The sequence below is a fragment of the Pseudomonas sp. W5-01 genome (genome assembly GCF_046540435.1).
In the GTDB taxonomy this organism is placed as follows: Bacteria; Pseudomonadota; Gammaproteobacteria; order Pseudomonadales; family Pseudomonadaceae; genus Aquipseudomonas; species Aquipseudomonas graminis_B.
This window is the reverse complement of the sequence record NZ_JAXCIP010000002.1, coordinates 571,110-596,169: the sequence shown is the minus strand read 5'-3', so window position 1 is coordinate 596,169 and position 25,060 is coordinate 571,110. Positions and strand designations below refer to the sequence as shown.

Below are 25,060 nucleotides of genomic sequence, written 5' to 3'. Positions count from 1 at the left end.
GGTGATGAGCTATTCGCGGCTATGTTCTTTGTGCTTGGGCATCAAGGCATCACATCGCCGGAATTCGGCCCCAGGGTCTGGCCGACGAACAGGTTGCCTCCCGGCTCGCTGGCCAGCAGCACGGCGACGGGCGCCACTTCTTCCGCCAGACCAAAACGCCCCAGGGGCAGCTCCGCCGCCTTGGCGGTTTTCCAGGCACTGCTGATCCCGGCCACCAGCGGCGTTTCGATCGGGCCCGGCGCGATGGCGTTGACCAGCACGTTGTCCTTGGCCACTTCCAGGGCGAGGGATTTGCTGAAGCCGATCACCCCGGCCTTGGCCGCCGCGTAATGGGTCAGCTCGGCGCCGCCCTTGATGCCCAACTGCGACGCGACGTTGATGATGCGCCCCCAGCGCTGCGCCAGCATATGCGGCAAGGCACGCTGACTGGCAATGAACACGCTGGTCAGGTCGACCCGCAGCATGTCATTCCACATGTCCAGGGTCAGGTCGACACAGCGGGCCTGGGTGAGCATGCCGGCGTTGTTGACCAGAATATCGATGCCGCCAAAGTGCTGAACGCAGGCGTCGACGCCGGCCTGCGCGCCCTCGACGGTGCCGACATCGGCGACGCTTTCGACCACCTCGACGCCCAACTCGCGGCAGTGCTGGGCGGTGTTCGCCAGGGTGACGGCGTCGCGGTCGGCCAGGACCAGCCGCGCGCCCTGCTCGGCATACGCCCGGGCGATGGCGGCGCCGATGCCGCTGCCTGCGCCGGTAATCACCGCGCGTTTATTGACCAGTTGCATGGTGTTTCCTCTTTCAGTCTGCGGCTTGTGGCGCAATCAATAGCGGATCGGCGCTACGCCCTACTCCGGCCAACGCACGGTCAGGCCGCCATCGATGACGATGCTTTGTCCGGTGAGATAGCTGGACTCGTCGCTGCACAGGAAGCGCACCAGCGAGGCGACTTCATCGACCCGGCCGACACGGCCCAGCGGGATGGCACGGGCCGCCTTGGCGAGGCCTTCCGGTCCGAGTGAGTTTTTGCTGTCCAGCGATTGCGGTGTCTCGATCAACCCGGGGATCACGGCGTTGCAGCGAATCCCCCGGGGCGCCAGCTCCACCGCCAGTGAGCGACACAACCCGGGCACCCCGGCTTTGGCCGCGGCGTAGTGCGAGTGGTCCTGCCAGCCATAGACGCCCCCGGCAATCGACGAAATCGCCACCATGGAGCCGCCCTCGCCCATGTGCCGGGCCGCCGCGCGGAAAGTGCGCATCACACCGGTGAGGTCGACATCGAGCATCTCGTTCCAGCGCTCGTCGGTCATCTCCAGCAACGGTGCGCGGCGCAGCAGGCCGGCATTGGCGACCGCGTAATCAATCCGGCCGAAGCGGCTGATCGCCTGCTCGGCCAGGGCGTCAACCGAGGCCGTCCGGGTCACGTCCAGCTCCGCCATCAGGCATTCGCCGCCGGCGTCGGCGACCAGCCGCGCCGTGATCTCGGGGTCATGGGGGTCGGCCGGGTAATAGCCGCCCACCACGGCAACGCCCTTGTGCGCGAACGCCACCGCCAGGGCCTGGCCGATCCCGCTGGCGGCCCCGGTAATCAACGCTACGGTGCGAGTCATGTTCAGCTCCTTATTGGACGGTTGCTATTGGACGGATTCGGGGCGCACATGGCGGGCGGCGAACATCAGTACACCGGACAGAAAGCACGGCACGGCGCCGAAATACAGCGCCGACGTCTGCCAGTCGCCGCCAGCGCTCAGTACCGAAGTCGCGCCAAAACCCGCGACCACCGCGCCAATCGGGCCCATGGCGTGGATGATCGCGCCACCGGTGGCGCGGATGCTGGTCGGGAAGCTTTCGCTGATGAAAAACAGGGCCGCAGAATACGGACCGATCAGGAAGAACAGCCCGAGGCTGTACAGGCCGACCACCGTGGGCATGTTGCTGGGGCCGAAGAGCATGCCGGTGAACGACAGACCACCGAGCATCCAGCCCAGGCCGATGACGTTGCGCCGGCCGATCTTGTCGCCCATCCAACCGTGGCTCAGGTAACCGCAGTAACCCACCAGGTTCGACAGCACCAGGATGATCAGCGAGTTCTCGAAGGAGATGTGGTGCACGCTGACGATGACGGAGGTGCCCAGCACGCTGAACACTTGAATGGCCGCCCAGTTGAGCAGGATCGCTGCGCCGATCACCAGCGTGGCGCGCCGCGAGGTGCCCCGGAACGCTGCACCGATGCCAGCCGTGCGATGCTCTTCGTAGTCCACGCCGTAGGTCATCGCCACTTGCCTGGCCTGCTCAGCGTCGCCGGCCTTGCGCAGTTGGGTGATGCGCTGGTGAATCTGGAACTGCGGGCTTTCCTTGAGCTTGCGTGCCATGAACGCGATGACCAGCGCCGGGATCGCGGCGAAGACGAAGCAGCCCTGCCAGCCGATGATCGGCAGCAGCACCGCGGTCAGGCCTGCGGCAATCAATGCGCCGACCGGCCAGCCGCCCTGCACCAGGCTGTAGATGAAGCCACGGCGTTTGGCCAGGCGCGGGTCCTCGGAGGCCGCATAGATTTCGCTGAGGTACGTGGCGTTAACGGTTTCTTCGGCGTACCCCAGCCCGCTCAGGGAGCGGATCAGGATCAGCGGCGACTTGCCCCATGACCCGCCCAGCGCCGTCAGCGCCGAGCAGATCGCGGAACCGGTGACCGTGAAAATGATGCCCATGCGTCGACCGAGACGGTCCACCAACGGCCCGATGGCCAAGGCGATGACCGCTGTGCCGACCGCAGCCCAGGTGGCGATTTCCGCCTGTTCCGCTTCGCCCCACTGAAAGTGCCGACCGATTTCCGGCAGCAAGGTGCCGAACAGGATGAAGTCGTACACCGCAAAGACCCACGCGAAAAAAGCGATCCAGGTGGCGTAGCGCACTTGCTCGGAAGTCAGTTGCTGGGGTTTCCAGCCGGTCAGATCAAGCTTGTTGTAAATGGACATGGGTCACGCCTCGGAATGAAGGGCCAATCAGCTGTGGCGAGGGTTACGGCGGACGAAGTCATCGGCGATTTCGTCGAACGTGACAAACTTGACGCCGGCATGGCTCTGGATGTGCTCGATCAGACGCTCCAGCATGAGCAGCACTTGCGGACGACCGGAGACGTCCGGGTGGATGGTCATGGTGAACACGGCGTGCTCGTGCTCGCGGTAGACCCAGTCGAACTGATCGCGCCACATCTCTTCCAGATGGCGCGGGTTGACGAAGCCGTGGCTGTTGGGCGCCTTTTTGATGAACATCATCGGCGGCAGGTCATCGAGGTACCAGTTGGCCGGAATCTCCACCAGGTCGGTTTCCTGACCGCGCACCAGCGGTTTCATCCAGGTGTCGGGGTGCTGGGTGTAATCGATCTTGGTCCAGCTGTCGCCCACGCGGACGTAGTACGGATGGAAGTCGTTGTGCATCAGACTGTGGTCGTACTTGATGCCCTTCTTGAGCAGCAACTCGTTGGTGACCTTGCTGAACTCCCACCAGGGTGCGACGTAGCCGGTCGGGCGTTTGCCGGTCATTTGGGTGATCAGCTCGATGGACTTGTCGAGGACGATTTCTTCCTGCTCGGGGGTCATGGCGATGGGGTTTTCGTGGCTGTAGCCGTGCACCCCGATCTCGTGACCGGCGTCGAACACGGCCTTCATCTGCTCGGGAAACGTCTCCATCGAGTGACCGGGCACAAACCAGGTGGTGCGCAGGCCGTAGCGCTCGAACAGTTTGAGCAGCCGCGGCGCACCCACCTCACCCGCGAACAGGCCCCGGGAAATATCGTCAGGCGAATCTTCGCCACCGTAGGAACCTAACCAGCCTGCCACGGCGTCGACGTCGACACCGAAGGCGCACAGAATTTCTTTAGCCATCATCGTTCTCCAGCGGAGTTATCGGATCCTTCGTTTCGGGACGTGCGCAACGCGGCCTCAACGGCCAGCGCTGCGCGTAATAAACGTGAGTCTTCGCCACACGGCGCGCTGATCAACAGGCCCGTAGGCAGGCCGAGCGCGTCGCGGCCGCTGGGCAGCGACACGCCCGGCATGTCCAGCAAACTGCCCGGCATGGTCAGGCGCAACGTGGCCAGATTGGTGCGGATGAACAGGTCATCGTCGCTGAGCAATGGTGCAAGCGGCGGCGCCACATGGGCCACGCTCGGGGTGATCAGAAAGGCGCCATCGAGTTCGTCGCTCATCTGTTGCTGAAGGCGCTCGCGGGCGTTGTAGAGGTTGATCAAGTGGCTGGCCGGGAACGCCCGCGCCGCTTCAAGACGGCGTCGTACGCGAGGGTCGAGTTGCGCGGCCGCGTCGCTGTCGAGCAAGGCCTGATGCAGGGCGAACGCTTCCGCCGCACCGAGCCAGCCTTGCTGCTGGATCAGATCAAGCGTGGCCTGAAAGGCAGGCGACGGACGCACTTCGATCAGTGCGCCCTGGGCCTGCACCGCACTCACACCGCGCAGCAAATTGTCACGCACCGCGGGCTCGACGCGATCATCCTCAAGGACAGCCTGATCGACCCAAAACCGCTGGCCGGCCAGCGGGCGTGGCAGCAAAGAGGTCGGTTTCGTGCGACCCCGCAGGATGTCGTCAATGGCGATCGCATCGCGCACGCTGCGTGTCAGCGGGCCAAGGCTGTCGAGGCTGTGCGCGAGGGGAAAGACGCCGTCGCGGCTGTAGCGCCGGCAACTGCTGCGAAAGCCAACCAGGCCGTTGAAGGCGGCAGGGATGCGGATCGAGCCGGCGGTGTCGGTGCCCATGGCGATGGGGACGATGCCCGCCGCCACCGCCACCGCCGAGCCGGACGAGGAGCCGCCCGGAATACGCGGCTGGTCATGCCCGAGGGGATTGCTCGGCGTGCCGAAATGGGGGTTCAGACCCAGGCCCGAGTAGGCGAATTCACTGAGGTTGGTCTTCCCGACGCTGACCATCCCGGCCCGTGACAGCAGGCCGACGGTCTGCGCGTCCAGCAGCGCCGGCGCGACATCACGGCGCACCGCCGCGCCTGCAGTGGTCGGGCTGCCGGCCACGTCAAACAGGTCTTTCCAGGCGATGGGCACACCGTCCAGCACGCTGGCGGGTTGCCCGGCCTTCCAGCGCGCCGCCGAGGCTTGAGCTTCGCGACGCGCCCGGTGGGTGGAGAAGGAAATAAACACGTCATCGACTGCGGCGGCCTGGTTCAGTACCGCGTCCAGGGCCTGCACCGGGTCGCTTCGGCCACTGGCGAAATCTTGTGCCATGGCCAGTGCGTCGGCGAGTAACGGATCCGGGAGGCGAGCGTCGGACATTTCATCTACCTTTAATGTACATATTCGGGAAATGTACATTTAGCAAAGGCAGAAAGCGTGCCAGAGTAGGCGTACGCTGATATCTGGAAAGACCCGATGGACAAGTCTTCGGGCCAGAACGGCCGCGCTAGATACGTTGCCAGGCTTTTGAAGCTGACCGAAGGTGCGGGTTTACGAGGGTAAGGTGATGAGCGGCCTAAATAATGGATATTTACGGAAAGGTACGTTTTAGTGCAGAAAAGTAACAACGGCTCCAATACTGTGCGTTCTGACGTGACCCGCAGTGACAACCTGTCTTGTGCGAGAATCGCCGCCCGCCTCTCGAGAAGTGTATGAAATCGATGTCCGTCGAGGATTCCCGCACCCCGTCCCGCTACGCCACGATCCGGCAGGTCCTGCGCGATGCCATCGTCAACGGTGACGTGGCTGAAGGCTTGGTGCTGCTCGAAGCGCCGCTGGCAGAGCTGTTCGGCACCAGCCGGGTGCCGGTGCGCCGGGCGCTGGACCTGCTCCATGAAGAAGGCCTGATCAGCCGATTCAACGGACGCGGTTATCTGGTCAATCCCGACGGCACCCACGTGGAGCCGCTACGACTGGCCCTGACCCACCACCAATTGGGTCTGGACAGCAGTGAAGAACTGGTCGACACCCGCCCGCTGGGGGAACGGATTTACGAGGAAATCGGCGCGGCGCTGTCGACCTGTATCGCGTTCGGTCATTACCGGCTCGACGAGCAGATTGCCGCCGAACACTATGGCGTGAGCCGGGCCGTGGTGCGCGAGGCGCTGATGCGTCTGCGTGATCGGGGGCTGGTAGAGAAAGAACCCTACTCCCAATGGCTGGCCGGGCCGCTTACGGCTCGGGAGGTGACCGAAGACTACGAGCTGCGCGCCTGCCTGGAGCCTGAAGCGTTGCGCCAGACCGCACCGGGACTGAGCCGCGACGACCTGGTCGCCATGCTTGCGCGGGTCGAAGCGGCGCAGAATAACCCGCAGTGCAGCCTGGCGGACATCGAGCGATTGGAGGAGGACCTGCATCACCACTGCCTGGCCGGCATCACCAACCGCAAGATCGCGACGTTGATCCGCCAGGGCCAGAGCCCGATGATCATCAGCCGGATTTTCTATAGCCAATTGGGTATCGGCCCTGACGACGCGATGCTGGCCGAACACCGTCTGATCCTGGAATTGCTGCTGCACGGCGCCTTCGATGCCGCCGCGCTCAACCTCAAAGAGCACCTCAACCGCGCCAGCCAACGGATGCTGCAGCGGCTGAAAGTCCTGTCCGTGCTGCCTGAGCAGCCCGTGCCGGCGTATCTGACCCGACTCAGTTGAAGAAGAGCGGGCATGCGCGGAGTAGGACCGGCTTTAGCCGGGAAGGCGTCAGAGGCAACACCGCAGAATTGTTAGCGCACGAACCGGCCCCTTCCCGGCTGAAGCCAGTCCCACTGAAATCAAAAGCAGCCGCCACACCGCGCGCATTCGTAGGACCGGCTTTAGCCGGGAAGGCGTCAGGTGCAACACCGCAGAATTGTTAGCGCACGAACCGGCCCCTTCCCGGCTGAAGCCGGTCCCACTGAAATCAAAAGCAGCCGCCACACCCCGCGCATTCGTAGGACCGGCTTCAGCCGGGAAAGCGTCAGGTGCAACACCGCAGAATTGTTAGCGCACGAACCGGCCCCTTCCCGGCTGAAGCCAGTCCCACTGAAATCAAAAGCAGCCGCCACACCCCGCGCATTCGTAGGACCGGCTTTAGCCGGGAAAGCGTCATGTGCGACACCGCGGAATTGTTAGCGTACGCGGCCTCTTCCCGGCTGAAGCCGGTCCCACTGAAATCGAAAGCAGCCGCCACACCGCGCGCATTCGTAGGACCGGCTTTAGCCGGGAAGGCGTCAGAGGCAACACCGCACTCACTCCGCCCGCATCACCCGATTGCGCCCCTCCTCCTTGCCCTCATACAAACGCTGATCCGCCCGGTTCAGCGCATCCCGGAACGTCTCGCCGTCTTTCAAGATGGCCACCGCAAGGGTCGCGCTGAGGGTCAGGCTCATCTGTCTGATCTCCCCGGCCTCCTCGCGAATGTGCGTCAGTATCCGCTCGGCGATCAGCCGTGCATCCTCGAAGGGGGTGTTGGGCATCAACACCAGAAACTCCTCGCCGCCCCAGCGCGCGGCGATGTCGGTGGTGCGCACGCATCGGGCGATGACGTCGGCCACCTGTTGCAGCACCACATCGCCCAGGTCGTGACCGTGCTGGTCGTTGATCTGCTTGAAATGATCGATGTCGATCAGCACCAGCGCCGTGGGTATCTCGCGGCGGCCCCCGCCCAACTGACGCAAGCGCTGCAGCACGCGCCGCCGGGTGTAAAGGTTGGTCAGGCTGTCGCGGTGGGCGGAGTGATAGAGATTCATGTGCATGGACAGGTTGAAGCGTACCGACAGCGCCGTGGCGTGAAGCAACAACGCTGTAGCGGTCAATGCGTTGGCGGCGCCGAACAGGTCCTGGGCGTGTTCGCTGACGCTGATCACCGGCACTTTGTTGCGCATGAGGTACCCGCCCACCGTGACAATTAGCACGGCAGCGCTCAGACAGCCGCGGCGTGCCGGCGAGGAATGAAAGCCGAAGGCGATGATCGGCACGATGCAGAAGACGTACAGATGGAAGTTGCTGTCCCAGCCCAGAACCCAGGTGGCGATGGCCGCATGGGCGATGATTTCGAGGCAGATCAGCATGCCGGCGCATCGATACAGGCGACGTTTGATCGCCAGCAGACAGGCGATGTACGCCGCGACGCTCACTGCATTGGTGACCCACATCACGGGCAGATCCACAATCAGGAACAGACCGAGCAGGAGCACGTGGAGCGCGAAAGCGATCTGCACGATCGGGATGATGTGTTTCCAGTATTCAACGGTGGCTTCCCGAGTGACCTGCGTGCGGTCATCGGCGGTGAGGGTATTCATCAGGATGTCTCGGAAAAAATAAGTGCGGTGGCATGGGCGGTTGCTAAGGACAGTGTGCGGGGTGACGCGATATCGCGATTCTGAATAGCACTAATTCCAATTTAGTCTGCTTGCAGGCCTTTGAATTTCCGGCATTTTTAAAGTTTAGGCATTTTGCCAGCATTTTATTTTTCGCCTGCATAAAACTAATTAAAAAGCCCGAGTGTCATTGAATTACGCGCAAGGACTCTTGCGTTCTGCCAATGACCAAAGGAACTGCCACTATGATTCGCGATGACCGAGTAACGCCCGCTGGCTACGATGATCCTGTCTACCGGGGCACCGCTGTTGCTCCCTTGCTCAAACGTATTTCCTGGGGCGCAATTCTGGCCGGTGTGGTACTCGCACTGGTGGTCTCGCTGATGCTCAGTCTGCTGGGCACCGCCATCGGCAGCGCCAGCATTGATCCGCTGCAGGAAGCCGACCCGCTGGCGGGCATGGGCAAAGGCACTGGCATCTGGCTGGGTGTCAGTATGGTCATTTCCCTGTTCATCGGTGGCTGGGCCGCCGGCCGGTTGGCCCATCGCGAAGGCGCCTTCCACGGCATTCTGGTCTGGGCCAGTGTTTCGCTGATCAGCGTTTACCTGGTGTCCAGCGCCGTGACCGGCGTCGTGCGGGGCGGTCTGAACCTGGCAGGCAGCGGCCTGTCGGCAGTGGGCAGCGGCATCGCACAAGTGGCCCCGGCCGTGGGTGGCAAGATTCAGGAGCAACTGCGGGCCCAGGGCATCGACTTCAATCTGGACGATATCCAGGGTGAAATCGAACAGGCCATGCGCCAGACCGGCAAGCCTGAACTGGACCCGAACAAGGTCAAGCAAGACGTCGCCACGACCCAGGAAGACGCTAAAAACACCGCCCAGCGCAGTGCTGAAGCCCCACAACAGGCCGACCAGCAACTGAGCGGTTTGCTGGACCGCCTGAAAGCCAAGGGCGACCAGGCGTGGGATGCGGCTGACCGCCAGGCGTTCGTCAACCTGATCAAGGCCCGCGGCAACAAGACCGACGCCGAAGCCAACCAGATCGTTGATCAGGCCCAGGCCAGCTACCGTCAGGCGTACGCCAAGTACCAGGAGCTGAAAGCTCAGGCAGAACAGAAAGCCCGTGAAGCGGCTGACGTGGCGGCGAAAAACATTTCCCGCGCCGCCTGGATCCTGCTGATCACCCTCGTGGTGTCGGCCCTTGTCGCGGCAGGCGCTGGTGCAATGGGTCGTCGTACCCAACCGGCTGCGAAGATCGTCGGCGCTGTCTAAGCGTCGCGGATGGCGCAAAAAAAAATGGCCCGATCCTGTGATCGGGCCATTTTTGTTTCAGGTCAACCTCCCCGCCGTACATCTGAAAACCACCGCGCTCAATCCTGAGCCAGTATGCTTCGCAACAATCCCGGAAACCGTGCATCCAGCTCGTCAGTGCGCAGGGAATTCATGTGGGTGGTGCCGATATTGCGGGTGTGCACCAGGCCTGCATCCCGCAGCACGCGGAAGTGATGGGACATGCTGGACTTGGGCCGCCCGCCGTCAAGTTCGCCACAGGTGGCCTCGGACACCGAGGAAAGACAGCGAACGATTTCGAGGCGCACGGGGTCACTTAATGCGTAAAGCAAACGCTCAAGTGTGAGTTCGGTCGGTAACGGATGTTTGAAGGCGCGCATGCCGCCCATCATAGCGGGGGGTTTCATCCTCCGCCATATTTCGAATACTATCGAACAAGCGAATTCAATCATCAGGAGTATTTCCATGTCGGCATTGTTCGAACCCTTCACGCTGAAGGACGTAACCCTGCGTAACCGCATCGCCATTCCTCCAATGTGCCAGTACGTGGCAGACAACGGCGTCATCAACGACTGGCATCACGTTCACCTCGCGAGCATGGCCCGCGGCGGTGCCGGTCTGGTCGTCGTCGAAGCCACAGCCGTCTCCCCTGAAGGCCGCATCACCCCGGGCTGCGCCGGTATCTGGAGCGACGAGCACGCCCAGGCATTCATCCCTGCCGTGCAGGCGATCAAGGCCGCCGGTTCCATCCCCGGCATCCAGATCGCCCACGCCGGTCGCAAGGCCAGTGCCAACCGTCCATGGGAGGGCGACGACCACATGGCCGCCGATGACACCCGTGGCTGGCAGACCATCGCGCCCTCGGCTATCGCTTTCGGCGCCAACCTGCCGAAAGTCCCGCAGGAAATGACCCTCGACGACATCGCCCGGGTCAAGCAGGACTTCGTCGACGCCGCGCGCCGCGCCCGTGAAGCAGGCTTCGAGTGGATCGAACTGCACTTCGCCCACGGTTATCTGGGCCAGAGCTTCTTCTCCGAACACTCCAACCAGCGCACTGACGCCTACGGTGGCAGCTTCGACAACCGCAGCCGCTTCCTGCTGGAAACCCTCGCTGCCGTCCGTGAAGTCTGGCCGGAAAACCTGCCCCTGACCGCGCGCTTCGGTGTGATCGAGTACGACGGCCGTGACGAGCAGACCCTCAGCGAATCCATCGAACTGGCGCGCCGCTTCAAGGCCGGCGGTCTCGACCTGCTGAGCGTCAGTGTCGGTTTCACCATCCCGGAAACCAACATCCCGTGGGGCCCGGCCTTTATGGGCCCGATCGCCGAACGTGTGCGCCGCGAAGCCGATATCCCGGTGACGTCGGCATGGGGTTTTGGCGATCCAAAACTGGCCCAGGCCGCCGTGCAGAATGGTCAGTTGGACCTGGTCTCGATCGGCCGTGCGCACCTGGCGGACCCGCATTGGGCGTATTTCGCCGCCAAAGAGCTGGGCGTCGACAAAGCGTCGTGGACCCTGCCTGCGCCTTACGCGCACTGGCTTGAACGCTACCGCTAAGCGTCACGCGATACAGAATGCCGCCCCATGAGGCGGCATTTTTATTTGCCGACGGCACTGGTTACTATCCGCTGCCGGCCGGCTGCCCATGCGCCCTGCCCGATTTGAATCCCCATCCCAGGACCTGACGATGATCAGAGAGTTGAAAACCTTTGTCTGCGTCGCGCGGCGAGGCACCTTTGCGGCGGCCGGACGTGAGGTCGGGCTGACGCAATCGGCGGTGAGTGCGCAGATCAAAAACCTCGAAGACACCCTCGGCGTGACCCTGTTCGACCGCACCGGCCGCGCCGCCACCCTCAACGCTGCCGGGCAGCGCGCCGTCGCACTGGCTGAAGAAATGCTGCAGTTGTTCGGGCGCATGGGCAGCCCCGACAGCGCCAACGATTTTCGTGGCGCGCTGCGCATCGGCGCCATCAGCACCGCACAGACCGGCATCTTGCCCCAAGCCCTGGTGGCACTGCGCAGCAAGGCGCCTTTTATCGAAGCCAGTCTGGTGCCGGGGGTGTCACTGAACCTGCTCAGCCAGGTGGACGCCTGCGAGCTCGACCTGGCGATCATGATCAAACCGCCGTTCGCGCTGCCCAAGGAGCTGCACGCGGAAGTCATCGCCAAGGAGCCGTTCGTGCTGATCACGCCGGCGAACATGCAAGGCGACGACCCACGGCAGATTCTCAGCGACCACCCCTTCATTCGCTACGATCAACGCTCGTTCGGCGGGCGCCGGGTGACGCAGTTTCTGCGCGAGCGCAAGCTCGAGGTGCGGCAAACCCTGGAGCTCGACGAGCTGGACGCCATCGTCAAAATGGTCCGCGCCGGGCTCGGCGTAGCGCTGGTGCCCATGGCCGGGTTGTGGCTGGAGCATGCGCAGGACGTGCGGATCATTGATCTGGGCGAGATGACCTTCTTCCGCGAGATCGTACTGGTGAGCAAATACCTGCAGCGGCACACGCCACTGCTGGACCTGTTTCGCCGTTGCGTCATCGACACGCTGAATCAGCCGGCGCGCTGAGGGCCATCTGCGGACGGCTATTTGGCGAAGAGTTGACTCATGTCTTTGAAGGCCTTGAATTCCAGGGCATTGCCGCACGGGTCGAACAGAAACATGGTCGCCTGCTCGCCGACCTGGCCCTGAAAACGGATATAGGGTTCGATCACAAACCGGGTTTCGCGGGCGCGCAGCCGCTCCGCCAGTGCTTCCCATTCCGCCCAGTGCAGGATGATGCCGAAATGCGGAACCGGCACGTCGTGACCGTCCACGGCGTTGGAATGCACGGATTCCTGGGAAGCGGTTTTCGGGTGCTCATGGATGACCAGTTGATGGCCGTAGAAATCGAAATCCACCCACTGCTCGCTGGAGCGGCCTTCGGAAAGACCGAAAACGTCACCGTAGAAGTGCCGCGCGGCGGCGAGGTCGTAAACAGGAATAGCAAGGTGAAATGGCGAGAGGCTCATGGTCGATCCTTGGGACGGGAATGATAGGAACGGATTGTTGACCGTGATCGACCGCTGCGAAAGCAGATATCTCTTCTGCTGAGCCTCAACTATTTCGATCAATCACGCCTTCTATTCAACGGCAGCGTTGAAATGTCCAAAGGCTCGGCAGCGGGGTAAGGCAGCTGGGCGTGCAAAAACGCCACACGGCAAAGCAATTTTTCGCAGTGCCAATGGAACTTTAGTAGTGGCATTATGCCCTACATCCGTTCGGGTGATTTACCCCCCCCGGTTCCACTGACCTTCTTGGCTACCTCCACCATGAAAAAGCTACTGCTCGCAGCCCTTTGTCTGTCCACTTTCGCCACCCATGCTGATGCCACGCAAATCTCCGGGGCACTGGGTGCCACCAGCCAGGGTGGCTTGACCGGCCGCGTTGCCCTGGGTTTCGACTGGGACAAGGCATGGCTGGAAAGCTCCACCGGCAAACTGACCGGCTATTGGGATCTGGGCTACACCTACTGGGAAGCGGGCAAACAGGCCGGCGCTCGCCATTCGGCGTCGTTTGCCCCGGTGTTCGTTTATGAGTTCGGCGGCGGCCCGGTCAAACCGTTTATCGAAGCGGGCGTGGGCGTTTCGCTGTTTACCGGCGCGTCCGCGGGCGATCAGACGTTTGGCTCGGCGTTCAACTTTGAAGACCGCCTCGGCGCCGGCCTCAAGTTCGGCGACGCCCAGCGCGTGGGTGTACGCGTGACACACTATTCGAACGCGGGGATCAAAGAGCCCAATGACGGGATCGAGTCCTACGCGCTGGTTTACTGTCAGGCGCTTTGAGGGCTGAAGCTCCATGGGGCTGAGGTTCCAGCGGCAAGCGGCAAGGGGCGTGCCTGACCCTTGAGCCAACGCCGGGCGGACGCCAGAGGGCTGCTTTTGCAGCCCTCTATTTTGGGTATCTGCCCAGCTCCCCTTGCCTGCCTCCTCGCTTTACACACCTTTCGCCTACCACCCTTTAATGACACGCCATCGGTATCACACGACCGATTGTCAGATTCCAGCGAGGCAGAGGCCTGTTTTAACCCGCAAGCCATTCATCTATGGCGCCGCTCGCCGATAGACCGGCAGACAGACTGCAATCCTTTCCCTGCAATCGCTTGAAGGCTCTACGGCATGACAAAATCCCTGAAATTCAGTCACAAGATTCTACTGGCGGCCTCGCTGGTGGTGATCGCCGCATTTACCTTGTTCACCCTCTACAACGATTATCTGCAACGGACGGCCATTCGGGATCAGTTAAGGGAAAGTCTGAATCAGACGGGCGAGAGTACGGCCGGTAATATCCAGAACTGGATGTCGGGACGCATCCTGCTGGTGGAAAACGTCGCCGAGGGCGCCGCCGTGTCGCCGTCCCCTGAGGTGTTCAACCGACTGCTGGGCCAGCCGACGCTGATCTCGACGTTCATGAGCATCTATCTGGGCAGGGCCGATGGCTCGTTCGTGACGCAACCGCCCGACGACATGCCCGGCGATTACGATCCGCGCACCCGCCCCTGGTACACCGACGCGCTGAAGGCCGGCAAAACCACCCTGACCGAGCCGTACCTGGACGCGGTCACCAAAGGCCTGATCGTGACGATCGCAACGCCGGTCAAAGGCCCCTCCGGCGTGGCCGGCGTCGCGGGCGGCGACCTGAGCCTGGAAGTGCTGGTGAAGATGATCAGCGCGCTGCGCCTGCAGAACGAGGGCCATGCCTTTCTGGTCGACGCCAACGGCCGCATCCTCGTGCATCCGGACACCTCGCTGGTCATGAAGACCCTGGCCGAGGTGTACCCGAACGGCACACCGCGCCTGTCCCAGGACATCAGCGAAAGTGAGCACGACGGCAAGACGGAAATCCTCACCTTCGTCCACGTCAATGGTCTGCCGTCGGTCAACTGGTACGTCGGCATCTCGGTGGACAAGGCTCAGGCCTACGCCGCACTGGGCGATTTCCGTAACTCGGCGATCATCGCCACGATCATCGCCGTGGTGCTGATCATTCTGCTGCTGGGCGTGCTGCTCAGCGTGCTGATGCGTCCATTGAATACCATGGGCCGCGCCATGCACGACATCGCGGCAGGCGAAGGCGATCTGACCAAACGTCTGGAGGTCCTCAGCCAGGACGAATTCGGCTACCTGGGCAACGGCTTCAACCTGTTCGTGGAGCGGATCCATGACTCGATGCGCGAAGTGGCCTCCTCCACCGTGCAGCTCAACGAAGTCGCGTTGCGGGTGGTGAGCGCGTCGAACTCCTCGATGCTCAACTCCGACCAGCAGGCCAACCGCACCAGCAGTGTCGCGGCGGCCATCAACGAACTGGGCGCTGCCGCGCAGGAAATCGCGCAGAACGCCGCCATGGCCTCGGGCCATTCCAGCGACGCCCGCAACATGGCGTCCAACGGTCAGGCCGTGGTCGGTCAGAACATTGAGGCGATGAACCGGTTGTCGACGCGTATCAGCGGCGCCAGCGAGCAGATCGAACAGCTCAACACCAAGACCGCCAACATCGGGCAGATCCTCGAAGTCATCACCGGCATCTCCCAGCAAACCAACCTGCTGGCGCTCAACGCTGCCATCGAAGCCGCGCGCGCCGGGGAAGCCGGGCGCGGGTTTGCCGTGGTGGCTGACGAGGTCCGCAGCCTGGCGCATCGCACCCAGGAGTCGGCCAGTCAGGTGCAGAAAATGATCGAGGAGCTGCAACACGGCGCCCGTGAAGCGGTGGCAATCATGAATGACAGCCAGCGCGAGAGCCACGAAAGCGTGAGCATCGCCAACCAGGCCGGCACCAGCCTGGAAAGCGTGACGGTGCGGATCGGCGAGATCGACGCGATGAACCAGTCGGTCGCCACCGCCACCGAGGAACAGACCTCGGTGGTCGAAGCGATCAACGTCGACATCACCGAGATCAACACGCTGAACCAGGAAGGCGTGGAAAACCTGCAAGCCACACTACGCGCCTGTTCCGACCTGGAACGTCAGTCGGCGCGCTTGACGCAGCTGGTGGGCAGTTTCCGTATCTGAGGCAAGGCGCAGCGCTGTTCGTCGCAAACCTGACACTTGATCGGTCAGCCCTTGCGAAATCAGCGCTCCGACGAAATGATGGCACTAGGACATCACTGGTGATGTCTTAGTCCGGTAACCCAGCCCTTTGGTGCAACATGCTTTCCTTTGTCCTCGATCGACCTGGCCCCCATGACGCGCAACTTCTTGCCGAGGTCGATCGCACCATCGCGTCGCGCTTTCGCAGCCTGCGTTTCAGCACCGAGCTGGAGCGTCGTTACGAGGCCGAAACGCTTGAGCAACGCCGCCAGTTTCTGTCCGCCGTGGGCATTGGCGGCATCCTCATCTACAACCTGTTCATGGTCAGCGACTGGCTGAGCCTGAACGATATGTTTACCTACGTGGCGCTGGGCCGTGTCTGCCTGATGACACCGATCTTTATGATTCTGCTGGTCATCGCGCGGCGTGCCAGCACCCGGCGCATCGTGGAAGCGACGGCAGCCATCGGCACCGTGACGTGTTCGGTGATGCCGCTGATTGCGATGATCTACAGCGAAAGTCCGTTCCGCCTGCACTATCAACTGGGGATGCTGCTGATCATGGTGTATTGCACGGTGATCCAGCAGGTGCCGGTGCGCTGCGCAGCGGTGGCCATGGCGTGCATGCTGGTCATCCAGCTGGTCACAACCTACCTGGCTGACTTCGCTGACTTCCAGATCTGGCAGGCCAATGCGCTGTTGTTCTTCTCGACTGCGGCGTTGCTGATGATGGCGTCGTGGTTTCTGGAACACGGCAGCCGGTTGAGTTATCTGTTTGCGTTGCGCGGGCAGTTGCTGCGAGCGCAGCTGGTGGAACTGGCACGCATCGATTCACTGACGCAATTGTTCAACCGGCGCTTTCAGGGCGAGGTGCTGGCCTCGTTGTGGAGCCGTGCGGCGCAGACGCCCATGAACGTCGCGGTGATCCTGCTGGACATCGATCACTTCAAATCCTACAACGATAATTATGGGCATATGCAGGGAGACACCTGCCTGCGGCTGCTCAGTGGCGTGATTCAGCGCACTGCGCAGAAAGCCAACGCCCTGACCTTCCGCTTCGGCGGCGAGGAAATCCTCGTGCTCATGACCCACGCCCACCCGGCCCAGGCCAGGGCGCTGGCGGAAAACCTGCGCTCGGCGGTCGCCGCGCTGAATGTGCCACACCCGGTGCTGGGCGATGGCGCCAGAGTCACCATCAGCCTCGGCGTCGCGATCGCCAGCGCACCGCAGACCAGCGCCGAAGTGCTCATCGCCATGGCCGACAAGGCCCTCTATGTCGCCAAGGGTGAAGGCCGCGACTGCCTGCGTTGCGCCCCGGCGGAAGTGGCCTAACGAGCTCTACCAATCGACCGCGTTCCCTTCAATCGACCGCGATCCCCCTGAATGACCGCCAACCCCCTGAATGACCGCGAGCCCCGTGTAGGACCGGCTTTAGCCGGGAAAGCGTCAGATGCCACACCGGAAGATTAAGGATGTACACACAGCCCTCTTCCCGGCTAAAGCCGGTCCTACCAATTGACCTGCATTCCTACCCAACGATACCCATCGTTCGCAGCAACCCCCCGCCCCTCAAGTGCCAAAAAAGCACAGCCCACAAAACGTCAATTAGGTGACGCATAAAACCACCCAAATGTGCCGGCCGTCACAAAACGACGGTTTCCCGACATACGGCGACAACTTTTCCGTTCAGTTAGGTCATACCTGCTGCAGTGCCGATTGGAAATTGGCACGCAGCGTGACCTCAGCCTGTGACCGGAGATAAGTACATGATTTATAACGTCCAAAATTTTGGCGCCAAAGGAGATGGCGTCTCTGACGACACCGCGGCCATCCAACAAGCGATTGATGCAGCTGCGGCGGCTGGCGGAGGACAAGTCTATGTACCCCCCGGGACCTACATCGTGTCGGGCGGTGAGGAACCGTCGGACGGCTGCCTCATGCTCAAGAGCAACGTCTACATGTACGGCGACGGCATGGGCGTCTCGAACATCAAGGTCGCGGACGGCTCCGACACGAAAATCACCGGCGTTATCCGCTCTGCCTACGGCGAAGAAACCCACGACTTCGGGCTGAGCAACCTCACCATCGACGGCAACCGCGACAACACCACCGGCAAGATCGATGGCTGGTTCAACGGTTTCATTCCCGGCAAGGAAGGCTACGACTCCAACGTCACCCTCGACGGCGTGGAGATCAAGGACTGTTCCGGTTACGGCTTCGACCCCCACGAACAGACCGTTAACATGGTCATCAAGAACAGCGTGTCCCATGGCAACGGTCTGGACGGCTTCGTCGCTGACTTTCTGAGCGACAGCACCTTCGAAAACAACATCGCCTACGACAACGATCGTCACGGCTTCAACGTGGTTACCAGCAGCCACGACTTCACCCTCAGCAACAACGTCGCCTATGGCAACGGTGGTGGCGGCATCGTCGTGCAGCGCGGCAGCGAGAACATCCCTTCGCCGAACAACATCACCATCACCGGCGGTGAGGTCTATAACAACGGTGCCGAAGGCGTGCTGATCAAGCTCTCCAGCGAAGTCACCATGACCGGTGTCGACATCCACGACAACGCCAGCGCCGGCGTGCGCATCTACGGCAGCAGCAACGTCGACGTGATCAACAACACCTTGAGCAACAACTCGCTGGGCGGCGGCGTACCGGAAATCATCATTCAGTCCTACGACGACAGCAACGGCGTTTCCGGCAAGTATTTCAACGGCAGCGACAACACCGTTCAGGGCAACACCATCACCGGCAGCGCGCTGTCCACCTATGGCGTGGCCGAGCGCAACGAAGACGGCACCGACCGCAACGCTATCATCGGCAACACCATCAGCCACACCACCAAGGGCGACACCCTGCTGTACGGCGATGGCAGCTACGTCAGCGCGACCGTGCCCGTTGTGGCCGTGCAAGGCACCGACGGCAACGACACCCTGCTGGGCAGCGACGCCAACGAGATCTTCTACGCCGGCGCAGGCAATGACACCGTCAACGCCGGTGGCGGCAGCGACATCCTCATCGGCGGTGCCGGGGTCGACAAGCTCACCGGCGGCACAGGCGCGGACATCTTCCGCTTCACCAGCGAATCCGACAGCTACCGCACCGCGACCACCAGCTTCGACGACACCATCACCGACTTCGACCCGACCCAGGACAAGATCGACCTCGCGGGCCTTGGCTTCACCGGGCTGGGCAACGGCCGTGGCGGCACCTTGCAGGTGAGTTACAGCGCCAGCAACGACCGCACCTACATCAAGGACTACGACGCCGACGCCAGTGGCAATCGCTTCGAACTGATCCTGGCCGGCAACCTGGTCAGCGCGCTGACCGCCGACAACTTCATCTTCAATCGCACCCTCACCGGCACCGAGGCCAACGATTCGCTGCAGGGCACTGACGGGGCCGACACACTGTTGGGCCTCGCCGGCAATGACAGCCTGGCGGGCGGCGGCGGTGACGATCGTCTCGACGGCGGCGCCGGGCAAGACACCCTCAGTGGTGGCGCCGGTGCTGACACCTTCGTGTTCTCCAGCCGCACCGACAGCTACCGCAACTACAACGCCGGCGGCGCGAATCTGGGCGACGTAATCACTGATTTCGACGTTACCGCCGACAAGATCGACCTCTCCAAGCTGGGCTTCACGGGCCTTGCCGACGGCATGAACAACACCGTCTACGCGGTGCTCAACGACGCCGGCGACAAGACCTACATCAAATCGCTGAACGCCGACGCCGAAGGCAACCGCTTCGAAGTCGCGCTGGTGGGCAACTACCTCGACAAACTGACCAGCGCCAACTTCGTGTTCGCCACCGCACCGACGGTGAATCAGGCCCCCGTGGTGGCCAACCCGCTGCTGGATCAGAACGCCACCGAGAACACGCCGTTCAGCTACGTCGTGCCGGGCACCAGCTTCACCGATCCGGACAACGACAACCTCAGCTACACCGCCACCCTGGCCGACGGCACCGCCCTGCCCGCCTGGCTGACCTTCGACGCCGTGACCCGCACCTTCAGCGGCACGCCGGGCAACACCGCGTCGGGCACCTACGCGATCAAGATCACCGCGAGCGACGCCAGCAACGCCACGGTCAGCGACAGCTTCACCCTCGCCGTGCAGGACGTGCCAGTCACGCCGGGCGAGATCAACGGCACGCCGGGCAACGACACGCTGACCGGCACCACCGGCAACGATCAGCTCTTCGGCGGCGCGGGCAACGACACCCTGAATGGTGGCGACGGCAACGACGTCCTCATCGGTGGCGCCGGTGCCGACAAACTCACCGGCGGCGCGGGCGCGGACGTGTTCCGCTTCACCTCGACCCAGGACAGTTACCGCACGGCGACCACCAGCGCCAGCGACCAGATCCTCGATTTCGATGCCGCCGCCGATAGAATCGACGTCTCGGCACTGGGCTACAGCGGCCTGGGCAACGGCCTCAACGGCACGCTGCAGGTGTCCTACAACGCCAGCACCAACCGCACCTACGTGAAAGACAACGTCGCGGACGCCAGCGGCAACCGTTTCGAACTGTCCCTGGCGGGTAATCTGGCCGGCAGCCTTAACGCCAGTCACTTTGTCTTCGCCAGCCAGAACGTGCCCGTCAACGTGGCGCCGGTGGTGGTGATTCCGCTGCTGGACCAGAACGCGACGGAGAACTCGCCGTTCACCTACGCGGTCACCAGCAACAGCTTCTCCGACGGCAACAACGACACGCTGACCTACACCGCGACCCTGGCCGATGGCAGCGCCCTCCCGGACTGGCTCAGCTTCGACAGCACCCGCCTGACCTTCAGCGGCACGCCCACCAGCACTGCCTCGGGCAACTACACTCTGCTGATCAAGGCGACTGATCCGTCGGGCGCGTCCGTCAGTGACAGCTTTGCCCTCGCCGTGGCCGATGCGCCGGCCAGCACCATCACCGGCACCGACAATGGCGAAGCGATCGCCGGCACCGCAGGCGCCGACCTGATCCTCGGGCTGGGCGGCAACGACACCATTCGCGCCGGCGCAGGCCCGGACATCATCGACGGCGGTGCAGGTCGCGACTCGCTGTACGGCGGCGACGGTGCCGACACCTTCCGCTACACCAGCGTCCAGGACAGCTACCGCGACTACAATACCGGCGGCGTCACCGCCACCGACACGGTTTACGATTTCACCCACGGCGTGGACAAGATCGACGTCTCCGCCCTGGGCTTCCTCGGCCTGGGCGACGGCAGCAACGGCACGCTGTACCTGAGCCTGAACGCAGCCGGCGACAAGACCTACATCAAATCCAGCGTCCCTGACGCCGACGGTCACCGCTTCGAGATCGCCTTGAGCGGCAACTACGTGAACACCCTCACGGCGGACGATTTCGTGTTCGGCTCCCGGGCCGACCAGGACATCCTGTTCCTGCCGACCCTGGGCCAGTCCAACGCACGTCTGCTGCGCATGACCGAAGACGACAGCCAGTCCGGCACCACCATGCTGGTCGACGGCCTGAGCAAGTACACCACCTACGACGTGCGCAGCCAGTTCAACGACGCCGACGGCAATGGCATCGACATCGCGGTGGGCGGCAGCACCGTCAACGGCATGTCGACCCTCAGCGCCGACGAACTGAAACTGTGCTGGTGGCTGACCGACACCGACCAGCCGGGCCCTGCCTTGTTGCGCGCCGTGGCCCTGTTGAACGACCAGCTCACCGAGCTGAAAGCGGTCGACAACGTGACCATGGGCATCATCTGGGGCCAGGGCGAAGAAGCAGCGCAGGAAATCGCCCGCGCCTCGGACAAAGAGGCCGCCGCCGCGGCATACAAGGCCGCGACTTTGTCGGTGTTCGATTACCTGCACGCGCAGTTCGGCAACTTCAACGTCTACATGATGGAAACCGGCCACTACGACCAGGACGCGGCCCGCGCCCGCGGTTTCTCGGAAGAGAAGATCGCCGGCATCGTCGAGGGCGTCGGCTATGTCCGTGCCACCCAGGAAGCGATTGCCGCCCAGCGTGACGACGTGAAGATTGCGGTGGACTACACCGATCTGCCCCTGCGCCACGAGGTCGACCCGCTGGTCTATCCCGATGACGTCTGGCACTTGCACGAAGAGTCTGCCGAGATCGTCGGTCAGCGTCTGGCCGACTACATCGCCGACGACCTGGGCTTCAAAGGCGACCCGAGCGACAACAACAGCGTGCAGGCCATCTTCGACGGCGCGCAGAACGAAGGCGGCCTGATCTTCGGCACCGACCAGGACGACACCCTGGTGGGCTCGGCCGGCAATGACACGCTGGACGGCGACCTTGGCGCCGACAGCATGACGGGCGGCGACGGCAATGACATTTACATCGTCGACAACGCCTTCGACAGCATCACCGAAAGCAGCGACTCGCCGTCGCAGATCGACACCGTGCAGGCGTCGGTCAGCTGGACCCTCGGCGCGAATCTGGAAAACCTGGTGCTCACCGGCGTTTCGGCCATCGACGGCAACGGCAACGAGCTGCGCAACTTCATCACCGGCAACGCGGCAGCCAACGTGATCGACGGCGCAGGCGGTGCCGACAGCATGAGCGGCGGCAACGGCAACGACACGTACTACGTCGACGACAGCGGCGACAGCGTGATCGAAAGCAACGCCGATCGCGTCTCCGGCGGCGTCGACAGTGTGCACAGCACCCTGGCGACGTTCACCTTGGGCAATAACGTCGAAAACCTGTACATCGACAGCATTGACGCGGCGAACGGCATCGGTAACGCCCTGGACAACGTGCTGTTCGCCGGCAGCGGCGATAACGTGCTGGACGGGCGCGGCGGCAACGACACGGTGTCCTACTACGGCGCGCAGGCCGGCATCACCGCCACCCTGTCGACCTCGGCCCAACAGAACACCGGCGGCTCAGGCCTCGACACGCTGAAGAGCGTCGAAAACCTGATCGGCAGCGCCTTCGACGACAACCTGACCGGCAACAGCGGCGCCAACGTGCTCAACGGCGGTGCCGGCAACGACACGCTGATCGGCGGCTCGGGCAATGACCGTTTGATCGGCGGCGCTGGCACTGACACGCTCACCGGCGGCACCGGGTCGGACACCTACGTGTTCGACTCCATCGCCGACATGGGCGTCGGGGCGTTGCGCGACGTGATCAACGGCTTCAAGAGCGCCGAAGGCGACCTGCTCGATTTCAGCGCCCTGGACGCCAACCCACAGACCCCGGGGATCGACGCGTTTACTTTCATCGGCAGCAACGCCTTTGACAGCAACGACGCGACCGGGCAAATCCGCTTTGCTGACGGGATTCTCTACGGCAGCATCAACGCCGACGCGACCCCGGATTTCGAAATCCAGTTGGTCGGCGTCAAGGAGCTGCACGTCACTGACCTCGTTGCCTGATTGATCGCGTAACACAAAAACGGCCTCCGCAATGGAGGCCGTTTTTTTATGGATCGCTCACCTACCGGCTCCTTCCCGGCTGAAGCCGGTCCCACTAAAAGCATCGCGTGCCTCCAATGTGGCTGACTGAGTCCCGGACAGCGCGACCGCATATCCCTCGTAGGACCGGCTTTAGCCGGGAAGACGTCAGATGCCTCAACGCAGGATCCGCTGCGTACTCAATGGCCTATTCCCGGCTGAAGCCGGTCTCACTAAAAGCATCGCGTACCTCCAATGTGACCGACTGAAACCCGGACGGCGCGACCGCATATCCCTCTTAGGACCGGCTTTAGCCGGGAAGACGTCAGATGCCTCACCGCAAGATCCGGTGCGTACTCAATGGCCTCTTCCCGGCTGAAGCCGCTCCCACCAAAAGCAGACGATTACAACGATCCATTGTAGACATCAGCGGCAGACGCAAACCCCGTTGGAGCCGGCTTGTTGCGGTCGCTGCCCTCCCGGCGGTCGGGTCACGCTGTACGATTTTCAGGCCACGCGGCGTCGATTGAATCGAAATATGCGCCATTCATCTCCGACAGCTGTCGATCATCGACTGCCCTGCAACTCGATGGAATTTTCGCGAACTGCCTCCCTCTGACCTACATATCAAGAAAAGTCAGCAGGCTACCCATGACCTCTTTACAGCTACTGTCCGAGCGTTCTGCCACGGCGCACCTATCCAACGGCGCCCACCATTCGCTATACGCCCGTCTGCTGCGCGGACAGGTGGACAGCGAGCGGGACAACGTTCGCGACTTCCTCCAGGAGCACCTGGAGAAAGCGAATACGCTGCCGTCAAACCTGCCTGCTGACCTCAACGATCTGTCGGCATGGGTGGCCAGTAACAGCCATTCCGTGGCCGAGCAGTATGGCGTCTATCTCGAGGAACGCCGCGCCGGCGGGCCCAGGAAGTTCTTCACCAACAAAGCTCACGCGCTGTTCTTTCTGCAAAGTGTTGCGCCGAGCAAGCTGGTAGATGGCGCCTGGCTGTACGGCACGGTGAAGCATGCCAACGACTGGCGCTATCACGGCTTGATCCGTACCTACCTTGAAGAGCTGGGCGACGGCGAGCCTGCGCTGAATCACGTCGTGCTGTACCGCAATTTGCTCACCGAACACGATTGCGCGCCCATCGCGCCACTGGACGATGCGCTCTATCTGCAAGGCGCCATTCAACTGGGGCTCGGCCATTTGAGCGACGAATTCCTGCCGGAAGTGTTGGGCTATAACCTGGGCTACGAACAACTGCCGCTGCACCTGCTGATTACTGCCTTCGAGCTGAGTGAGCTGGGCATCGACCCGTATTACTTCACCTTGCACGTGACCATCGACAACGCCAGCTCCGGCCACGCCCATAAGGCGGTGCAGGCCGTGCTGGATCTGTTGCCGAACGACGACAGCAAGGATGAGTTCCTCCAGCGTCTGCGCGCAGGCTACCTGCTCAACGATCTGGGCATTGGTTCGACCGACATCGTCCGCGCCTTCGATCTGGAAGAAGAAGTGGTCTCGATGCTGGAGACCAAAAGCACCTTCGGCCAGCACATGCATTCCGATTACTGCCGCCTTGAAGGCCGGACCATCAACGACTGGCTCGCCACCCCTGGCCAGAGTCGCCAGCTGTTGGGTGCGCTGGAGGACCGTGGCTGGATCAAGCGCAATCAAGACCCGCAGGACAGCCGCTTCTGGCAACTGATCGACGGTCCCGGCGCCGTGATGTTCGGTGTGTTCAGCGGCTATGAGATGCAGCTACTGAAAGACTGGATCGCCGGTGACTGGCAGGCCTCCGAGCAGAGCAATCCGTTTCGCGCGCGCTTTCGCCGTCGCCCGGTGGCCGCGGCCGACATCAGCCAGCCGCGCAATACCCCGTCTCTGCCGCTCGAGCGACTGGTCCAGCTGATCGCCCCCGATTCCCATTCAACGCCTGAAGGTCTGGCGGCCACTCGAATCTATGCTCTCCAGTTGGCGCAAGGAAGCCTGACGCAATGAACCAGCAGACACTGCTTGAAACGAAC

At 62.7% G+C, this 25,060-nt stretch carries 17 protein-coding genes and 1 pseudogene; 10 read left to right on the top strand and 8 right to left on the bottom strand.

Annotated features, from left to right (window positions below; all coding sequences use genetic code 11):
* Positions 1 to 41 precede the first annotated feature (41 nt).
* The 5 genes from SLW75_RS08050 to SLW75_RS08030 are packed head-to-tail and all read right to left on the bottom strand — an operon-like array spanning position 42 to position 5,296.
* Complete coding sequence (locus SLW75_RS08050) at positions 42 to 788, bottom strand: SDR family NAD(P)-dependent oxidoreductase (protein ID WP_065988816.1); 747 nt, start codon at positions 786 to 788, stop codon at positions 42 to 44.
* Positions 789 to 848: 60 nt separating this feature from the next.
* A complete protein-coding gene (locus SLW75_RS08045) occupies positions 849 to 1,610 on the bottom strand; it encodes an SDR family NAD(P)-dependent oxidoreductase (RefSeq protein WP_410934108.1) in 762 nt (253 codons plus the stop codon).
* A gap of 24 nt (positions 1,611 to 1,634) precedes the next feature.
* On the bottom strand, positions 1,635 to 2,975 hold the full coding sequence (locus tag SLW75_RS08040) for an MFS transporter (RefSeq protein ID WP_410934107.1): 1,341 nt from the start codon (positions 2,973 to 2,975) through the stop codon (positions 1,635 to 1,637).
* Positions 2,976 to 3,002: 27 nt separating this feature from the next.
* The gene (locus SLW75_RS08035) at positions 3,003 to 3,884 is read right to left on the bottom strand and encodes a polysaccharide deacetylase family protein (protein WP_065988813.1); all 882 of its coding nucleotides are present in this window, start codon (positions 3,882 to 3,884) and stop codon (positions 3,003 to 3,005) included.
* Positions 3,884 to 5,296: an amidase gene (locus tag SLW75_RS08030; protein ID WP_410934106.1), complete on the bottom strand. Its 1,413-nt coding sequence runs from the start codon at positions 5,294 to 5,296 to the stop codon at positions 3,884 to 3,886. The genes SLW75_RS08035 and SLW75_RS08030 overlap by 1 nt, the downstream gene beginning before the upstream one ends.
* Positions 5,297 to 5,637: 341 nt before the next feature.
* On the opposite strand from SLW75_RS08030, the gene SLW75_RS08025 reads away from it, so the two are divergent.
* Positions 5,638 to 6,630, top strand: coding sequence for a GntR family transcriptional regulator (locus SLW75_RS08025; RefSeq protein ID WP_410929049.1), 993 nt, complete (start codon positions 5,638 to 5,640; stop codon positions 6,628 to 6,630).
* A gap of 575 nt (positions 6,631 to 7,205) precedes the next feature.
* Here the strand turns inward: SLW75_RS08025 and SLW75_RS08020 are convergent.
* Positions 7,206 to 8,258, bottom strand: coding sequence for a GGDEF domain-containing protein (locus tag SLW75_RS08020; protein WP_192130287.1), 1,053 nt, complete (start codon positions 8,256 to 8,258; stop codon positions 7,206 to 7,208).
* 263 nt (positions 8,259 to 8,521) lie between these two features.
* On the opposite strand from SLW75_RS08020, the gene SLW75_RS08015 reads away from it, so the two are divergent.
* Entirely contained in the window at positions 8,522 to 9,547 is a 1,026-nt protein-coding gene (locus SLW75_RS08015) for a YrzE family protein (RefSeq protein WP_065988809.1), read from the top strand.
* Positions 9,548 to 9,645: 98 nt separating this feature from the next.
* On the opposite strand, the gene SLW75_RS08010 is transcribed toward SLW75_RS08015, so the two are convergent.
* Positions 9,646 to 9,945, bottom strand: a complete 300-nt coding sequence (locus SLW75_RS08010) for an ArsR/SmtB family transcription factor (RefSeq protein ID WP_296313147.1) — start codon at positions 9,943 to 9,945, stop codon at positions 9,646 to 9,648.
* An 85-nt stretch (positions 9,946 to 10,030) separates the two neighbouring features.
* Between SLW75_RS08010 and SLW75_RS08005 the strand changes: the two genes are divergently transcribed.
* Together SLW75_RS08005 and SLW75_RS08000 are read left to right on the top strand one after the other, a co-directional pair.
* Positions 10,031 to 11,122 (top strand): NADH:flavin oxidoreductase/NADH oxidase, encoded by a 1,092-nt coding sequence (locus SLW75_RS08005; protein ID WP_065988808.1) that lies wholly within the window; start codon positions 10,031 to 10,033, stop codon positions 11,120 to 11,122.
* A 130-nt stretch (positions 11,123 to 11,252) separates the two neighbouring features.
* Positions 11,253 to 12,131 carry a LysR family transcriptional regulator gene (locus SLW75_RS08000; protein WP_410934105.1) on the top strand — a complete coding sequence of 293 codons (879 nt, stop codon included), beginning with the start codon at positions 11,253 to 11,255 and terminating at the stop codon, positions 12,129 to 12,131.
* 17 nt (positions 12,132 to 12,148) lie between these two features.
* On the opposite strand, the gene SLW75_RS07995 is transcribed toward SLW75_RS08000, so the two are convergent.
* Entirely contained in the window at positions 12,149 to 12,574 is a 426-nt protein-coding gene (locus SLW75_RS07995) for a VOC family protein (protein ID WP_369319969.1), read from the bottom strand.
* A gap of 300 nt (positions 12,575 to 12,874) precedes the next feature.
* Here SLW75_RS07995 and SLW75_RS07990 point away from each other — a divergent pair, with 300 nt between their 5' ends.
* From SLW75_RS07990 to SLW75_RS07965, 6 genes and pseudogenes are all read left to right on the top strand, one after another.
* Positions 12,875 to 13,387, top strand: coding sequence for an acyloxyacyl hydrolase (locus SLW75_RS07990; protein ID WP_410934104.1), 513 nt, complete (start codon positions 12,875 to 12,877; stop codon positions 13,385 to 13,387).
* 333 nt (positions 13,388 to 13,720) lie between these two features.
* Positions 13,721 to 14,755: pseudogene (locus SLW75_RS07985) on the top strand (cache domain-containing protein); the annotation flags it as partial.
* 15 nt (positions 14,756 to 14,770) lie between these two features.
* Complete coding sequence (locus tag SLW75_RS07980) at positions 14,771 to 15,610, top strand: methyl-accepting chemotaxis protein (RefSeq protein WP_410929048.1); 840 nt, start codon at positions 14,771 to 14,773, stop codon at positions 15,608 to 15,610.
* 137 nt (positions 15,611 to 15,747) lie between these two features.
* The gene (locus SLW75_RS07975; protein ID WP_065988804.1) at positions 15,748 to 16,959 is read left to right on the top strand and encodes a sensor domain-containing diguanylate cyclase; all 1,212 of its coding nucleotides are present in this window, start codon (positions 15,748 to 15,750) and stop codon (positions 16,957 to 16,959) included.
* A gap of 434 nt (positions 16,960 to 17,393) precedes the next feature.
* Positions 17,394 to 23,009, top strand: a complete 5,616-nt coding sequence (locus tag SLW75_RS07970) for a putative Ig domain-containing protein (RefSeq protein ID WP_410934103.1) — start codon at positions 17,394 to 17,396, stop codon at positions 23,007 to 23,009.
* Between the two features lie 669 nt (positions 23,010 to 23,678).
* Positions 23,679 to 25,034, top strand: a complete 1,356-nt coding sequence (locus SLW75_RS07965) for an iron-containing redox enzyme family protein (RefSeq protein WP_410934102.1) — start codon at positions 23,679 to 23,681, stop codon at positions 25,032 to 25,034.
* Positions 25,035 to 25,060: the final 26 nt, after the last annotated feature.

Coding starts and splice junctions, on each gene's coding strand:
- SLW75_RS08050 (WP_065988816.1), bottom strand. CDS start 788: ATGCAACTGGTCAATAAACGCGCGGTGATTACCGGCGCAGGCAGCGGC.
- SLW75_RS08045 (WP_410934108.1), bottom strand. CDS start 1,610: ATGACTCGCACCGTAGCGTTGATTACCGGGGCCGCCAGCGGGATCGGC.
- SLW75_RS08040 (WP_410934107.1), bottom strand. CDS start 2,975: ATGTCCATTTACAACAAGCTTGATCTGACCGGCTGGAAACCCCAGCAA.
- SLW75_RS08035 (WP_065988813.1), bottom strand. CDS start 3,884: ATGGCTAAAGAAATTCTGTGCGCCTTCGGTGTCGACGTCGACGCCGTG.
- SLW75_RS08030 (WP_410934106.1), bottom strand. CDS start 5,296: ATGTCCGACGCTCGCCTCCCGGATCCGTTACTCGCCGACGCACTGGCC.
- SLW75_RS08025 (WP_410929049.1), top strand. CDS start 5,638: ATGTCCGTCGAGGATTCCCGCACCCCGTCCCGCTACGCCACGATCCGG.
- SLW75_RS08020 (WP_192130287.1), bottom strand. CDS start 8,258: ATGAATACCCTCACCGCCGATGACCGCACGCAGGTCACTCGGGAAGCC.
- SLW75_RS08015 (WP_065988809.1), top strand. CDS start 8,522: ATGATTCGCGATGACCGAGTAACGCCCGCTGGCTACGATGATCCTGTC.
- SLW75_RS08010 (WP_296313147.1), bottom strand. CDS start 9,945: ATGCGCGCCTTCAAACATCCGTTACCGACCGAACTCACACTTGAGCGT.
- SLW75_RS08005 (WP_065988808.1), top strand. CDS start 10,031: ATGTCGGCATTGTTCGAACCCTTCACGCTGAAGGACGTAACCCTGCGT.
- SLW75_RS08000 (WP_410934105.1), top strand. CDS start 11,253: ATGATCAGAGAGTTGAAAACCTTTGTCTGCGTCGCGCGGCGAGGCACC.
- SLW75_RS07995 (WP_369319969.1), bottom strand. CDS start 12,574: ATGAGCCTCTCGCCATTTCACCTTGCTATTCCTGTTTACGACCTCGCC.
- SLW75_RS07990 (WP_410934104.1), top strand. CDS start 12,875: ATGAAAAAGCTACTGCTCGCAGCCCTTTGTCTGTCCACTTTCGCCACC.
- SLW75_RS07980 (WP_410929048.1), top strand. CDS start 14,771: ATGCGCGAAGTGGCCTCCTCCACCGTGCAGCTCAACGAAGTCGCGTTG.
- SLW75_RS07975 (WP_065988804.1), top strand. CDS start 15,748: ATGCTTTCCTTTGTCCTCGATCGACCTGGCCCCCATGACGCGCAACTT.
- SLW75_RS07970 (WP_410934103.1), top strand. CDS start 17,394: ATGATTTATAACGTCCAAAATTTTGGCGCCAAAGGAGATGGCGTCTCT.
- SLW75_RS07965 (WP_410934102.1), top strand. CDS start 23,679: ATGACCTCTTTACAGCTACTGTCCGAGCGTTCTGCCACGGCGCACCTA.